Source organism: Microbacterium sufflavum (genome assembly GCF_023101165.1).
In the GTDB taxonomy this organism is placed as follows: Bacteria; Actinomycetota; Actinomycetes; order Actinomycetales; family Microbacteriaceae; genus Microbacterium; species Microbacterium sufflavum.
The window spans coordinates 839844-853275 of the sequence record NZ_CP078076.1 but is presented as its reverse complement, the minus strand read 5'-3'; the positions used below and the strand labels follow the sequence as shown (position 1 = coordinate 853275).

The 13432-nt window shown below is 71.2% G+C and carries 15 protein-coding genes; 10 read left to right on the top strand and 5 right to left on the bottom strand.

From position 1 onward, the window contains the following. Positions 1-12 precede the first annotated feature (12 nt). The 6 genes from KV394_RS04290 (at position 13) to KV394_RS04265 (ending at position 4365) form a co-directional block, all read left to right on the top strand. Positions 13-720, top strand: a complete 708-nt coding sequence (locus KV394_RS04290; protein ID WP_282187160.1) for a DNA-3-methyladenine glycosylase — start codon at positions 13-15, stop codon at positions 718-720. A 140-nt stretch (positions 721-860) separates the two neighbouring features. After that, positions 861-1097, top strand: coding sequence for a 50S ribosomal protein L28 (gene rpmB, locus KV394_RS04285; RefSeq protein ID WP_025102729.1), 237 nt, complete (start codon positions 861-863; stop codon positions 1095-1097). Further along, positions 1097-1267 carry a 50S ribosomal protein L33 gene (gene rpmG, locus KV394_RS04280; protein WP_017203558.1) on the top strand — a complete coding sequence of 57 codons (171 nt, stop codon included), beginning with the start codon at positions 1097-1099 and terminating at the stop codon, positions 1265-1267. The genes rpmB and rpmG overlap by 1 nt, the downstream gene beginning before the upstream one ends. 3 nt (positions 1268-1270) lie before the next feature. After that, the gene (gene rpsN / locus KV394_RS04275; protein ID WP_017829734.1) at positions 1271-1576 is read left to right on the top strand and encodes a 30S ribosomal protein S14; all 306 of its coding nucleotides are present in this window, start codon (positions 1271-1273) and stop codon (positions 1574-1576) included. Positions 1577-1970: 394 nt separating this feature from the next. After that, the gene (locus KV394_RS04270; protein ID WP_017203554.1) at positions 1971-2258 is read left to right on the top strand and encodes an HU family DNA-binding protein; all 288 of its coding nucleotides are present in this window, start codon (positions 1971-1973) and stop codon (positions 2256-2258) included. Positions 2259-2340: 82 nt separating this feature from the next. Further along, positions 2341-4365 (top strand): cytochrome c oxidase assembly protein, encoded by a 2025-nt coding sequence (locus KV394_RS04265; RefSeq protein ID WP_247982385.1) that lies wholly within the window; start codon positions 2341-2343, stop codon positions 4363-4365. A gap of 9 nt (positions 4366-4374) precedes the next feature. Here the strand turns inward: KV394_RS04265 and KV394_RS04260 are convergent, their stop codons facing one another. Further along, complete coding sequence (locus KV394_RS04260; RefSeq protein ID WP_136044270.1) at positions 4375-5448, bottom strand: hypothetical protein; 1074 nt, start codon at positions 5446-5448, stop codon at positions 4375-4377. A 115-nt stretch (positions 5449-5563) separates the two neighbouring features. Here KV394_RS04260 and KV394_RS04255 point away from each other — a divergent pair, with 115 nt between their 5' ends. Next, positions 5564-6949 (top strand): ATP-dependent DNA helicase, encoded by a 1386-nt coding sequence (locus KV394_RS04255; protein WP_136029696.1) that lies wholly within the window; start codon positions 5564-5566, stop codon positions 6947-6949. Between the two features lie 56 nt (positions 6950-7005). Here KV394_RS04255 and KV394_RS04250 read toward each other — a convergent pair whose 3' ends face one another. Together KV394_RS04250 and KV394_RS04245 are read right to left on the bottom strand one after the other, a co-directional pair. Continuing rightward, the gene (locus KV394_RS04250) at positions 7006-7653 is read right to left on the bottom strand and encodes a biliverdin-producing heme oxygenase (protein ID WP_240744512.1); all 648 of its coding nucleotides are present in this window, start codon (positions 7651-7653) and stop codon (positions 7006-7008) included. Positions 7654-7707: 54 nt separating this feature from the next. Continuing rightward, positions 7708-8022 carry a DUF2470 domain-containing protein gene (locus KV394_RS04245; RefSeq protein ID WP_247982384.1) on the bottom strand — a complete coding sequence of 105 codons (315 nt, stop codon included), beginning with the start codon at positions 8020-8022 and terminating at the stop codon, positions 7708-7710. Positions 8023-8121: 99 nt separating this feature from the next. Here KV394_RS04245 and KV394_RS04240 point away from each other — a divergent pair, with 99 nt between their 5' ends. From KV394_RS04240 to KV394_RS04230, 3 genes are read left to right on the top strand one after another with little or no spacing between them, the layout of a single operon-like run. Next, positions 8122-9405, top strand: a complete 1284-nt coding sequence (locus KV394_RS04240; protein WP_136029698.1) for a serine hydrolase domain-containing protein — start codon at positions 8122-8124, stop codon at positions 9403-9405. Positions 9406-9431: 26 nt separating this feature from the next. Next, positions 9432-10448: a magnesium/cobalt transporter CorA gene (gene corA, locus KV394_RS04235; protein WP_136044266.1), complete on the top strand. Its 1017-nt coding sequence runs from the start codon at positions 9432-9434 to the stop codon at positions 10446-10448. 20 nt (positions 10449-10468) lie between these two features. Beyond that, entirely contained in the window at positions 10469-11779 is a 1311-nt protein-coding gene (locus KV394_RS04230; RefSeq protein ID WP_247982383.1) for an FGGY family carbohydrate kinase, read from the top strand. Between the two features lie 10 nt (positions 11780-11789). On the opposite strand, the gene KV394_RS04225 is transcribed toward KV394_RS04230, so the two are convergent. Continuing rightward, positions 11790-12410, bottom strand: a complete 621-nt coding sequence (locus KV394_RS04225) for a beta/alpha barrel domain-containing protein (RefSeq protein WP_247982382.1) — start codon at positions 12408-12410, stop codon at positions 11790-11792. After that, complete coding sequence (locus KV394_RS04220) at positions 12410-13360, bottom strand: sugar-binding transcriptional regulator (RefSeq protein WP_168387142.1); 951 nt, start codon at positions 13358-13360, stop codon at positions 12410-12412. Before KV394_RS04220 ends, KV394_RS04225 begins: the two co-directional genes overlap by 1 nt. Positions 13361-13432: the final 72 nt, after the last annotated feature.

Below are 13432 nucleotides of genomic sequence, written 5' to 3'. Positions count from 1 at the left end.
TCGGCCGTTCCGCTGCGACGCGTGACCCGCGACGACGTGATGCGCTCCGCCGTCGAGGTGGCGCCCACCCTGCTCGGCGCGGAACTGCGCACCGTGGTGATCGAGGGCGGTGTGCCGGTGGAGGTCCGCGTGCGCGTCACCGAGGTCGAGGCCTATCACGGCCAGGGCACGGGCGACCGCGTCGACCCCGGCTCGCACGCGCGCATGGGTCGCACCGCCCGCAACGCCACGATGTGGGGCGAGCCGGGCCACCTGTACGTCTACCTGAGCCACGGGATCCACTCGTGCGTGAACGTGGCGTGCGGTCCGGAGGGGCAGGGTGACGGGGTGCTGCTGCGCGCCGGAGAGGTGGTGGCCGGTGAGGACGCTGCGGCCTTCCGCCGCGGTGCCCCGCTCCCGCTGGGGCGCACGGCCCGACGCGACCTCGCCAGGGGGCCGGGGCGACTGGGCCAGGCGGTCGGCCTGCGCCACGCGCTGCACGACGGGATCGACGCGGTCACGGGCGCGGAGCACAACGGCGCCCGCGCGGAGCTGTGGCTCGGGGCGCCGGTCGCGGATGTGTCGCAGGGGCCGAGGGTCGGGGTCGCGGGGGTCGCCGGGACGGACGCCTTCCCGTGGCGGTTCTGGATCCCGGACGACCCGACCGTGTCGGCGTTCCGGTGGGGGCGCGGTGCCGCCGAGGCCGCGGCACTGGGGGCGACCCTGCCCGTGCTAGACTGACTCTTTGTCTGCGCACGCTCCTGTGCGTAGTTCGCATGCTTCCCCTTCCGCGGCCGAGAGATCGGCGGGTCGAGGTTGCGTGCAGACAAGGGATCTTGGGTGGGGCCGTCCGGCCTCACGGTAATGAAGGAGTCATCATCATGGCAGCAGTGTGCCAGGTGACCGGAGCTGTTCCCGGCTTCGGTCACAACGTCTCGCACTCGCACCGCCGGACGAAGCGCCGCTTCGACCCGAACGTGCAGAAGAAGACCTATTTCGTGCCCTCGCTCGGTCGTAAGATCACGCTCAACGTGTCCGCCAAGGGCATCAAGGTGATCGACGCGCGCGGCATCGAGAACGTCGTCAAGGACCTCCAGGCGAAGGGTGTGAAGCTCTAATGGCCAAGAAGGCTCAGGACGTCCGTCCGATCATCAAGCTGCGTTCCACGGCGGGTACGGGTTACACGTACGTGACCAAGAAGAACCGCCGCAACACCCCCGACCGCCTCGTGCTGAAGAAGTACGACCCGGTCATCCGTCAGCACGTCGAATTCCGAGAGGAGCGTTGATCCATGGCTAAGAAGAGCAAGATCGCGCGCAACGAGCAGCGCAAGGTCATCGTCGAGCGCTACGCCGAGCGTCGTGCCGAGCTGAAGAAGACCCTGGTCGACCCGAACGCCACCGACGAGGCCCGCGAGGCCGCCCGCGTCGGCCTGCAGAAGCTGCCGCGCAACGCGTCGCCGGCTCGCGTGCGTTCGCGCGACGTCATCGACGGTCGCCCCCGCGGTGTCCTCACGAAGTTCGGCATCTCGCGTGTCCGCTTCCGTGACATGGCACACCGTGGCGAGCTGCCCGGCGTGACCAAGTCGAGCTGGTAAGTCACCGCAGTCGAAAGGGGCGAGGATCTTCGGATCCTCGCCCCTTTCGCGTGCCCCCGCGTCTCCGTCGTCTCGCGGCCCGGGTGAGCGCCGACGCGCTCCGGTGATCGCGAGAGTGCCGCGAGATCGGGGCAGACCGGCAGGGGTGGGTGGCGCTCGCGGACGCCGATCCCGTGATCGTCGGCGCCGTCCCGCGCGAGGGCATGAGCCTCCCGAATTCTGTGACACGTGTGACCAAAGTGGCGCGACACGCCGGGTAATTGGTCAAAACCCGCGAAATGACGCGGAAATCCGGGTGGTGGTTGGTACATTCAAGGCGGTCACTCGACCAACGGGAGGCACCCGCCTCTCGCACCCACAACGATGCGACGGTCCTTCGTCGCTGGAGGATGACATGGCTGACAAGTCCATCACCAAGACCGAGCTCGTCGCGAGCATCGCTTCCGCCACCGGCCAGAGCCAGGCCACCGTCTCCGGTGTCCTCGACTCGCTGTTCGCCACGGTCTCCGACGCTGTCGCCAAGGGCAGCAAGGTCTCGATCCCGGGCTGGATCTCCTTCGAGCAGGTCGACACCGCTGCTCGCACGGGCCGCAACCCGCAGACCGGCGCCGAGATCAAGATCCCCGCTGGCAAGCGCGTCAAGGTGACCGCCGGCTCCAAGCTCAAGGCTGCCGTCAAGTAAGACCGCACCCGTTCGAAGGCCGCTCCCGATCCGGGAGCGGCCTTCGTGCTTTCCCCCCGTCCAGCGCGCCTAGGCTGGAGGGGTGAGTTCCCGCACCGAGACGCCGAGCACGACGTCGGCGTATCGCGTCGCCGGCGTCGTCATCCTGCTGGCGGCGGGTCTCGTCGCCCTCGTGTGGGCGCTGCTCATCGGCGGCGGTGCCAAGCCACCCCTGCTGCAGGACCCTGGGCCCGTGGTGCTGTGGGGCACACCGATCGCCAAGCTCGTGATGAACCTCTCGGGCGCGCTCATGCTCGGGTCGCTCGTGCTCGCTCTGTTCGCACTCCGCGCGGGCGAGCGGTCGTTCGACAGGGCCCTGAACATCGCGTCGATCGGCGCCGCGGTGTTCACGGTCTCGGCCGGTCTCGCCGGCTTCCTCGCGTTCATGGCGGCGTTCAACCCGAAGCTCAGCATCGAGCGGGAGTTCGGTGCACAGCTCGGACGGTTCCTGCTGGAGCTGCCGCTCGGACAGTCGTGGCTCATCACCACGATCCTCGGAGCCGTGATCACGGTGCTCGCGTTCGCCTGGCGGTCCTGGACGCCCACCCTGATCACGGCCCTGCTCGCCGCGGTGTCGTTCCTGCCGCTGGCGACCCAGGGCCATGCGGGCGACCTCGACGGCCACAACATGGCGGTCAACTCGATCCTGCTGCACACCATCGGGGCCGCGGTGTGGCTGGGCGGCCTGCTGCTGCTGGTGCTGCTGCGCGGAGAGCCCGGCATCGACCGCGCCCGCCTGGTGTCGCGCTACTCCTCGCTCGCCATCGCGGCCTTCGCGGTCGTGGCGCTCTCCGGCTTCACACGGTCGATCGTCGCGGTGGGGTCCTGGGAGGCGGTGTGGTCGACGCCATACGGCACGATCGTGATCGTCAAGGCCGTGCTGCTGGTCGGGATGGGCCTGCTCGGCGCCTGGTACCGCGCCCGACTCATCCCGAAGCTCGACGGTGACCGCGCCAACCGCTGGTTCTGGCTGCTGGTGCTGGGCGAGGTCGCGCTGATGGGGCTCGCCTCGGGCGCCGCGGCGGCCCTCGCGCGCACGCCTCCGCCCACGGGCGAGACCGCCGCGTTCGCGCAGACCCCGGCGCAGATCCTCACCGGCTCCCTGCTTCCCCCCGAGCTCACGCTCGCGCGGTGGTTCACGGCGTGGGACATCGACGTGCTGTGGCTGGTGGCTGCCGGGTTCGGGCTCTTCCTCTACCTCGCGGGCGTGCGGCGGCTGCGGCTGCGCGGCGACCGCTGGCCGATCCACCGCACCGTCTTCTGGGTGCTCGGCATGCTGATGCTGGTGTGGGTGACGGGCGGGCCCATCAACGCGTATCAGGAGTACCTGTTCAGCGTGCACATGCTCGGGCACATGATGCTCTCGATGGCGATCCCGCTGCTGCTCGTCTCGGGTGCACCCATCACCCTGGCGTTGCGCGCGATCCACAAGCGCGACGACGGCACCCGCGGCGGCCGCGAGTGGATCATGTGGGCAGTGCACTCGCCGTTCGCGCGCGTGGTGACCCACCCGTTCGTCGCGGCCGCGATCTTCATCGTGTCGCTGTGGGCGTTCTACTTCACCGACCTGGTGCGCTGGTCGATGTACGAGCACCTCGGGCACGAGTGGATGGTCATCCACTTCCTGATCTCGGGCTACCTGTTCGTGATGAGCCTGATCGGTGCCGACCCCGTGCCGTACCGGCTGCCGTACCCCGGCCGGCTCATCACCCTCATCGCCGTGATGGCCATGCACGCGTTCTTCGGCATGGCGATCATGATGCAGGAGGGGCTGATGGTCGCCGACTGGTTCGGCGCGATGGGCCGCGACTGGGGCGCCGATCCCATGACCGACCAGTACGTGGGCGGCGGCATCGCCTGGTCGATCGGAGAGATCCCGACGCTGATCCTCGCCATCACGGTCGCGATCCAGTGGAGCCGCAGCGACACCAAGCTGCAGAAGCGTCGCGACCGGCACGCCGACCGCACGGGCGACGCCGAGCTGGAGGAGTACAACGCGCGCCTCGCCGAGCTCGCGGCGCGGGACCAGCGCGCGGCGGAGCGCCAGGCCCAGCGCGACCGGCGCTGATCCCCGGCGTCAGTCCTCGGCGGGCTCGTCGGGAGAGCCGACCCTGATCGACGCGGAGCCGTCGGGGAGGATCGCGATGGTGCCGTTCACGCGGAACGGCACGTCTTCCGACACCGGCTCGACCGAGCCGTCGAACAGCGACTGGATCTCGACCTCGACGTGGGCCACCGCATCGGCCGGCGGGATCTGCCACTGACCGTCCTCGGCGGGGACGACCGCGATCTGGGGCTGACTCGTGATCGACCAGGTGGGCGGTGCGGAGATGCGGTTCGTCACGCGCAGGCCGAACGGGCACGCGGTGGGCTGCAGCACCTCCTGGGTCGTGCACTGCGTGAGGAACTCCTCGACGCGCTGCTGCACCACCGACACGAACTCGGGAGTCGGCTCGGTCTGCACGTCGAGCGGCGTGACGGCGAGCGGCTTGTCGGCGAGCACCCCGTGGCCGGACGACGTCGAGATCGCGGTGTCGACCGTGACGGAGTAGACGCCGGGGGTGAACACGAGCAGCGGCAGGGGGTCGAGCGGCTGGGCCTCGGCCCCCGCGACGGACACCTGCCGACGATCCACCTCGAACCCGTTCACGGCGAAGCGGTCGGAGCCGCGCACGGTGAGCTGGACCACCGCGAGAGGGCTCGTCGTGAACCGCCAGTCGGGGGTGACGCCGGCCCAGCCGTCCTGCTGCACCTGGAAGGTCGTGGTGCCGTGATGGCCACCGGCCGTGTAGCCGACGGTGACGGCAGTGCCGTCGCCGGAGGGCCGTTCGGACTTCACCTCGATGTCGGTGAGGGGGCCGAGCGCGGAGCGCCGCAGCATCGCCTCCGAGGCGCGGGGGTCGATGCCGGCCTTCTCGAGCGTCTCGCGGTCGATGGCGACACCGGGCACCCGGAGCGCATCGGCCGCGCGGCCGGATGCGAGCAGGTCGAGGTAGCGGACCACGAACGCCGAGGGGCCGTAGAACTGCTGGTAGAGGGTCGCGCCGCCCGCCCCGATCGCGGCGAACAGCATCACGCCGACGACGGCGAGCATGGTCAGATCCACGCCCAGGCGCGCACGCCGGGGCGTGCTCCTCCCGGCCCGCTCCATGGCGTCAGTCTAGGAGGGAGTCCTGGGGGGACGCCGAGCGTCGGCGCCCCGCGGCTCCCGGCGCGACGTAGCATGGGTGGGCGCCCCCGTCCGCCCCTGCAGCCCTGAGAGAACCGTGTCCCTTCCCGCCCTGTCCGAGGAGCAGCAGGAGCTGTTCCGCCTCATCGAGGACACCGGGGAGCACGTGTTCATCACCGGCCGCGCCGGCACCGGCAAGTCGACGCTCCTGCAGCACTTCGCCTGGAACACGAAGAAGCAGATCGCGATCTGCGCGCCCACCGGCGTCGCCGCGCTGAACGTCGAGGGGCAGACGATCCACTCGCTGTTCCGGCTCCCGATCGGGCTGATCGGCGACGCGGACATCGACCAGAACGATGCCACCCGGCGCATCCTGAACGCGATCGAGACCCTCGTGATCGACGAGATCTCGATGGTCAACGCCGACCTCATGGACGCGATCGACCGCTCGCTGCGGCAGGCCCGCGGGCGCAGGGGCGAACCGTTCGGCGGTGTGCAGGTGGTGATGTTCGGCGACCCGTACCAGCTCGCGCCGGTCCCGCCGCGCGGCGACGAGGCCCGCTACGTGAAGGACCACTACCGCTCCTTCTGGTTCTTCGACGCGAAGGTGTGGTCGGGCGGCTCCGGGCTCTCCGACCAGGAGGGCCTGTTCCAGGTCGACACCAGGGCCGAGCTGCACGTGCGGGAGCTGGTGCAGATCCACCGGCAGTCCGACGACGGGTTCAAGGCGATGCTCAACGCCGTGCGCTACGGCCGGGTGACCGCGGAGATCGCCGGGGTGCTGAACGCGCAGGGTGCCCGCACGCCGCCCGACCCCGAGCCGGGCGAGGTGCCGATGATCACCCTCGCGACGCGCAACGACATCGTGAACGGCATCAACGGCCGTCACCTCGCCGCCCTCCCCGGCAAGGAGCAGACCGCGCGCGCCGAGATCAACGGCGACTTCGGACGCGGCGAGGCCGCCCTGCCTGCCGAGTCGGAGCTCAAGCTCAAGGTCGGCGCGCAGGTGATGTTCCTCCGCAACGACACCGCCATGTCGGGCGAGCCGCCGCGCTGGGTCAACGGCACCATCGGCACCGTCACCCGCATTCTCGGCGGGGCCGTGCGGGTGGAGATCGACGGCGAGGAGGTGGAGGTCGAGCCGGCCGTGTGGGAACGGTTCCGCTACGCCTACGACCCGAACACGAAGAAGCTGTCCCGCGACGTGGTGGCGGAGTTCACGCAGTTCCCGCTGCGGCTCGCGTGGGCCGTGACCATCCACAAGTCGCAGGGCAAGACCTATGACCGCGCGATCATCGACCTCGGCTCCGGGGCGTTCGCGCCGGGGCAGACCTATGTGGCGCTGAGCCGTCTGACCTCGCTCGACGGGCTGTACCTGTCGCGACCGTTGCGGCCGAGCGACATCCGGGTCGACGAGGACGTGCGGCGCTTCATGCGCGACGCGTGGCTGGCGGCGTCGACGCCGGAGCTTCCCACGGGCTGAACCGCGGTGGACGCCCTTCGTCTCGCGGGCGCTCGCTCAGGGACCGGTGAGGGCGCTCAGGCGGCGGCGCGGGCGCGGTCGAGGTCTTCGAACAGCTCCGTGTTGAACCGGTAGGCGAGCAGCACCTCGTCGATCACGCGCTCGCGCTCCGCCTCGTCCCACGGGGCGGCGTCGAGCTGTTCGCGGTACACGTCCTTGAAGGCGGACGGGTCGGCGATGTCGTCGAACAGGTAGAAGCCGACGCCGTTGGTCTCGAAGCCGAAGCGGCGGGACATGACGCGGCCGATGAAGATGCCGCCGGAGAGGTCGCCGAGGTAGCGCGTGTAGTGGTGGGCGACGAAGCCCCCGGCCCAGGTCGCGCCCACCTGGCGGATGCGCTCCACGTAGCGCTGCGTGGTGGGCAGCGGCGTGATCCGGTCGCGCCAGTCCGCGCCGAGCAGGAACTCGAGGTCGGCCTCGAGCGCGGGGAGGCGGGTGAGCTTGTCGCTGAGGAACACGGAGGCGACGGGGTCGGTGCGCATGCGGTCGCCCGCGCTCTCGAGCGCCTCGTAGATGAAGTAGTGCTGCGCGACGAGCGCGATGTAGTCCTCGCGGGAGCCCTCGCCCTTGAGCAGGTCGGACATGAAGCCGGCCGTCTCGCTGCGCGAGTGCGACCCGGAGGAGCGCTCGCGGAGGGCGGCGGAGAAGGAGAGGATCTCGGGCATGGCCCCAGTGTAAGGGCAGCCTAACCTTGGACGGAAGTCCGAGTCGGTGCGGAGTCAGTCGTGCGGCCGCGGCTCGACGCCCAGGCGCGCACACGCCGCGTCGTACAGCGCCACGACCTCGCGTCGCACCTCGGGGCGCTCCGTGATCGGACCGCCGGGCCACGGCACGCGCAGCGTCGAGGTGGAGCCGCCGCGGGTGACCTCCCACACGCCGGCCTCGCCGTCGAAGCCGGTCATGACGGACGCCGTCGGCTCCTGGTCGGCGGGCTCGGCGAAGGCGCGGGCGATCAGCAGGTTGTCGTCGGTGTGGTCGCCGTTCATGTGGCGGAGCACGGCGGCGATCACGTCGGGAGCGAAGTTGTGGGGCACCCTCACACCCTACGGGCCGCGATCGGCGCGGTCCCGCGAGGCGGACTTCCAGCATCCTCGCTCTAGACTCGGGGGATACGTCCTCGGGGGTTCCTTCACATGCAGCTTCTCTCGTCGCGCCGGTGGCGCGCCGCAGCGGCCACGGCCGTCGTGCTCGGGCTCGTCCTCACCGGTTGTTCGTCCGAGGACTCCTTCAGCTACACGCCGCCCGACCAGGTCGACGCCTCCCTGCCCGACGACACCGTCGCGGCGATGCAGACCGCGGTCGACAACGCGCTCACCGCGTCGGGTGCGTCCGGAGCCATCGTCGGCGTCTGGGTGCCGTGGAGCGGCAGCTGGGTCGCGGCGGCCGGCACGCAGGACAAGGAGGGCGGAGCCGAGCTGACGACGGACATGTCGTTCCGCATCGCCGACGTCACGCGCCTCATGACGTGCGACGTGCTGTACGCGCTCGCCGACGAGGGCACCGTGGAGCTCGACGCGAAGGTGCCCACCTACGTCTCCGGCGTCGCGGACATGACCGACGTGACCCTGCTCGACCTCTGCAACGGCACGAGCGGCGCCGGGTCGTCCGAGGAGACCGCCAAGGCCGCCTGGATCAATACCCCTGAGCGCGTGTGGGCTCCGCTCGAGCTCGCCGGCTACGGCCTCGGCCGCGCCAGGGTGGCCCCGCACACGACCTTCCGCGACTCCGACGCGGGCTACCTGCTGCTCGGCCTCGCGCTCGAGCGCGCCACCGGCATGACCGCGCGCGAGCTCATCGCGGAGTACGTCACCGAGCCCCTCGGCCTCACGCAGACCGAGCTGCCCACGCCGCAGGCCGCCCCGCCGGTGCCCGAGCCCGCCATGAACGGCCACTACATGTCGGCTGTCGAGGGCGGCTTCAACTGCGCGGCCCCGGTCGACATCACCACCCTCTCGTCGAGCTCCGGCTTCACCGACTCCGGCGTCGTGTCGACCATCACCGACCTCGGCCGCTACGCCCAGGCGGAGGCCGCGCAGGCGCTGCGCACGAAGGAAGAGCCCGCGCGCTTCGGCTCGCCGCTGCCCGTGTCCGACACGGCCGCGTCGTGGTTCCAGGCCACCGGCGGTGCCTACCTCGTCGGCTCGATGGTCGGCCAGCACGGCTGGACCCCCGGCTATGCGACCGCCGCCTACTCCGACCCGGCCACCGGGTTCACGGTCGCCGTGGTGCTGAACGACTCCACCGCCGGGGCGCTGTTCGCCCAGCAGCTGTCGTGGGAGCTCGCGGCCATCGCGTCGAAGGCCCCCGCCGCGTCCGGGCAGACCGCCCCCGACTTCGGGCTGCCGTTCACCGCGGAGCAGTACCACCAGGCCACCACGGACGCCGCGCTCCCGTGCGTCGCGCCCGCGGAGGAGTGAGCACCGGCTGATCGGAAGGGGTCGTCGTGGCGATCGTCGACAACGCGATCTACGTGGACGGCGTCCGCACGGAGAACCCGCGGACCCTCAGCGAGACGTTCGAGCGCATGCGCGAGCGACGCGGCATGAGCTGGATCGGGCTGTACCGGCCGAGTCCGGAGGAGATCCGCGCCGTGGCCGACGAGTTCGCCCTCCACGAGCTCGTGGTGGAGGACGCGCTGTCCGGCCACCAGCGCTCCAAGCTCGAGCGCTACGGTGACGTGCTGTTCATGGTGCTGCGACCCGCCCGCTACCTCGACGACCTGGAGGAGGTCGAGTTCGGCGAGGTGCACGTGCTCGTCGGGCCGGACTTCGTGGTGACCATCCGCCACGCGGAGGCCCCGGATCTGGCGCGGGTGCGCCGCCGCCTCGAGGCCGACCCTGCACTGCTCTCCCACGGGCCGGAGGCCGTGCTGTACGCGATCCTCGACGAGGTGGTCGACGAGTACGCCCCCGTGCTCGCCGGCCTCGAGAACGACATCGACGAGATCGAGAGCCAGCTCTTCGAGGAGGATGTGGACGCCACGCAGCGCATCTACGACCTGGGCCGCGAGGTGATCGACTTCCAGCGCGCCACCCAGCCGCTCGTCGGCATGCTCGAGGCGCTCCTGCGCGGTTCCGACAAGGACCGGGTGAGCGAAGAGCTGCAGCGGTACCTGCGCGACGTGCTCGACCACACCCTGCGCGTGAGCGACAGGGCGACCACGTTCCGCACCGTGCTCGACAACGCGCTCACGGTCGAGTCGACCATCGTCGCGCGCCGCCAGAACGAGGAGATGCGGCGCATGACCGAGCTCAGCATCCGGCAGAACGAAGAGGTGAAGAAGATCTCCGGCTGGGCGGCGATCCTGTTCGCCCCGACCCTGGTCGGCACGATCTACGGCATGAACTTCGACCACATGCCCGAGCTGCACTGGCTGCTCGGCTATCCGATGGCGCTCGCGCTCATGGTCGCGATGGGCCTCGGACTCTACGCGGCGTTCAAGAACAAGGGATGGCTCTGACGCCGTGGGATGATCGCAGGATGGAACTCGTGGCGGGAATCGACTCCTCGACCCAGTCCTGCAAGGTCGTCATCGCCGACGCCCTCTCCGGTCGGGTGATCCGCGAGGGGCGTGCACCGCACCCGCCGGGCACCGAGGTCGACCCGGAGGAGTGGTGGCGGGCGCTGCAGGCCGCGATCGCCGCGGCGGGCGGGTTCGACGACGTGCGGGCCTGGGCGATCAGCGGGCAGCAGCACGGCATGGTCGCGCTCGACGGCCGGGGACGGGTCGTGCGACCGGCCCTGCTGTGGAACGACCTGCGCTCCGCAGACGCGGCGGCCGCCCTGATCGCGGAGCACGGCGCCGCCGCCCTCGCCGAGCGCACGGGCCTGGTGCCCGTGCCGTCGTTCACGCTCACCAAGGTGCGGTGGCTGTGCGAGCACGAGCCGGAGCACGCCGCGCAGGTGCGAGCGGTCGCCCTGCCCCACGACTGGCTCACCTGGCGGTTGCGCGGCTTCGGACCGGACGCGCCGCGCGGAGCCGACCTCGACGAGCTGATCACCGACCGCTCCGAGGCCTCGGGCACCGGGTACTGGACGGACGCGGGTTACGACCGCGAACTGTTCGGCGCCGCGCTCGGCCGCGACGCGATCCTGCCCCGTGTGCTCGCGCACGACGCGGCCGTGACCGATGCGGACGGGCGCCGCGTCGGCCCGGGGTCGGGCGACAACGCCGGTGCGGCGCTGGGGCTCGGCGCGGGCGTGGGCGACGTGGTGGTGTCGATCGGCACGAGCGGCACGGTGTTCGCCACGAGTGCCCACCGCACGATCGACCCGTCGGGCATGGTCGCGGGCTTCGCCGACGCGGCCGGGGGCCACCTGCCTCTCGTCGCGACCGTGAACGCGGCACGCGTGCTCGACACGCTGGCCACGCTGCTCGCGGTGGACCACGAGGAGCTCGGGCGGCTCGCGCTCGCCGCCGACCCGGGTGCCGGGGGACTGGTGCTGGAGCCGTACTTCGAGGGGGAGCGCACGCCGAACCTGCCCGACGCCACGGGCACCCTGTTCGGCATGACCCTCGCGGCCACCACGCGCGAGAACCTGGCGCGTTCCGCGTTCGAGGGCGTGCTGGGCGGCCTGCGCTACGGCCTCGACGCGATCCGCGCGCTCGGGGTGCCGACGGCGCGGGGCATCCTGATCGGCGGGGGCGCCCGGTCGGCGGCGGTCAGGGAGATCGCGCCGCTCATCCTCGACATCCCGATGACGGCACCGCCCGCGGGTGAGTTCGTCGCGTGGGGCATGGCGCGTCAGGCCGCTCGCACGCTCGGGCACGAGCTGCCGCCCGCGGCCTGATCCGCGCGGCTCAGGCCTCGGCGGCGGGCCGCAGCAGGTCGGACCACGCCGCGGTGCCGTCGAACACGAGGTCGGTGCCCACCACGGCCCAGTCGGCGCCGGCCGCGGACAGGGCCTCCGCGTGCTCACGGCGCACGCCGCCGTCCACGCCCAGGGGTCGTGCGGGCGCGGCATCGCGGAGGGCCGAGAGCTTCGCCAGCACCCGCTCGTCGAACGTGCTCCCGGCCTGCCCCGGCACGATCGACATGCACAGCACGGGCAGGTCGAGCGGCACGGCCGTCGCGGGCGTCTGTGGGGAGACGGCGAGCCCGGCGCGCACGCCCCGGCGTTCGATCCGCGCGACCGCATCCTTCCAGTCGTCGCTCTCGACGTGCACGATCACGAGGTCGCAGAAGTCGGCCCACGCGTCGACCTCGCGCGCGGAGCGGTGCGCCATCACGTGCGCCTCGGCCGTCATGCCCGTCTGCGCGGCCAGCGCGGCGGCGTCGTCCGGAGTGAAGCCCCCGGCCGCGGCGAACCGCCCGTCGGTGGTGTCCCAGTGCAGCCGGCCCAGGCCCGCGTCGCGCAGTCGCAGTGCGGTGTCGAGGCGGTCGTCCGGGGCCACGGACCACAGCGACCCGGCGATCCGCATCACTCGTCGTCCGCCAGCACGGCCTGGGCGAGGGCGTGGTCGGTGAACAGTTCGCTGATCAGTCCCACCCGCGACACGGTGCGGATCGCGTCGGCCTTCGCTGCTCCTCCCGCGACGGCGACCACGCGCGGCACTTTCTGGAGCTGCTCGTACGAGATGTTGATGCAGCGGTCCTGGAACTCCGTGTCGACGGGGGTCCCGTCGCTGCGGATGAGGATGCCGGCGATGTCGGCGACGCACCCCTTGCTGAGCGCGTTGGCGAGGTCGTCGATGGGCAGCACGTCGCGCACCTGCGACACGGGCGGGTCCCATGCTCCGACCGACAGCAGCGCCGTGGTGACCGAGGGGAACAGGTCGATCGCCGAGCGGATGTCGGGGTGCCGGCGCAGGCTCATCGCGGTCTCGCGGTCGTCCACGATGAGCGGCGAGAAGATCGGGTACACCGCGCCTCCCGCGCGACGCGAGGTCTGTCGCACCACCTCGATCGGGGAGGAGGCGAGGTCGCCCGCCACGACGCCGGTGAGCTGCACGATCGACAGGCGCGGCAGGTGCGCGAACTGGCTCGCGGTGGCGGTGAGCGTGCGACCCCAGGTGACGCCGAGCACCTCGTCCTCCTGCAGCGTCTCGCTGAGCGCGCGGGCGGCGGCGGCGCCGATCTGGCGGCGCACGTCATCGTCGTCTCCGTGCGAGCGCACGACGAGGCAGCGCTCCAGGCCGAGCTTGTCCTGCAGGCGCTGGCTCAGCTCCACGTCGGGGAGACCCCAGTCGTGGATCTCGATCGTGACGATGCCCTCCTCCTTGGCGCGGCTGAGCAGGCGGGCGACCTTGAAGCGCGAGATGCCGAGGGCGTCGGAGATGTCGACGCGGGAGCGGTCCTCCAGGTAGTGCGCCCGGGCGACGGCCGCCATGAGGGCGCGATCCTGATCCACGCTCTTCGTCGCATCGCTCATTTGAGCGTTGAAATCACGAAACTGTGACATATGTGACGGCTGCCTTTCCTCCGGCTCGCGACGGTTCCTATG

Coding starts and splice junctions, on each gene's coding strand:
- KV394_RS04250 (WP_240744512.1), bottom strand. CDS start 7,653: ATGCCCGAGATCCTCTCCTTCTCCGCCGCCCTCCGCGAGCGCTCCTCC.
- rpmG (WP_017203558.1), top strand. CDS start 1,097: ATGGCCAAGAAGGCTCAGGACGTCCGTCCGATCATCAAGCTGCGTTCC.
- KV394_RS04220 (WP_168387142.1), bottom strand. CDS start 13,360: ATGAGCGATGCGACGAAGAGCGTGGATCAGGATCGCGCCCTCATGGCG.
- KV394_RS04230 (WP_247982383.1), top strand. CDS start 10,469: ATGGAACTCGTGGCGGGAATCGACTCCTCGACCCAGTCCTGCAAGGTC.
- KV394_RS04225 (WP_247982382.1), bottom strand. CDS start 12,410: ATGCGGATCGCCGGGTCGCTGTGGTCCGTGGCCCCGGACGACCGCCTC.
- KV394_RS04240 (WP_136029698.1), top strand. CDS start 8,122: ATGCAGCTTCTCTCGTCGCGCCGGTGGCGCGCCGCAGCGGCCACGGCC.
- rpsN (WP_017829734.1), top strand. CDS start 1,271: ATGGCTAAGAAGAGCAAGATCGCGCGCAACGAGCAGCGCAAGGTCATC.
- KV394_RS04260 (WP_136044270.1), bottom strand. CDS start 5,448: ATGGAGCGGGCCGGGAGGAGCACGCCCCGGCGTGCGCGCCTGGGCGTG.
- KV394_RS04270 (WP_017203554.1), top strand. CDS start 1,971: ATGGCTGACAAGTCCATCACCAAGACCGAGCTCGTCGCGAGCATCGCT.
- rpmB (WP_025102729.1), top strand. CDS start 861: ATGGCAGCAGTGTGCCAGGTGACCGGAGCTGTTCCCGGCTTCGGTCAC.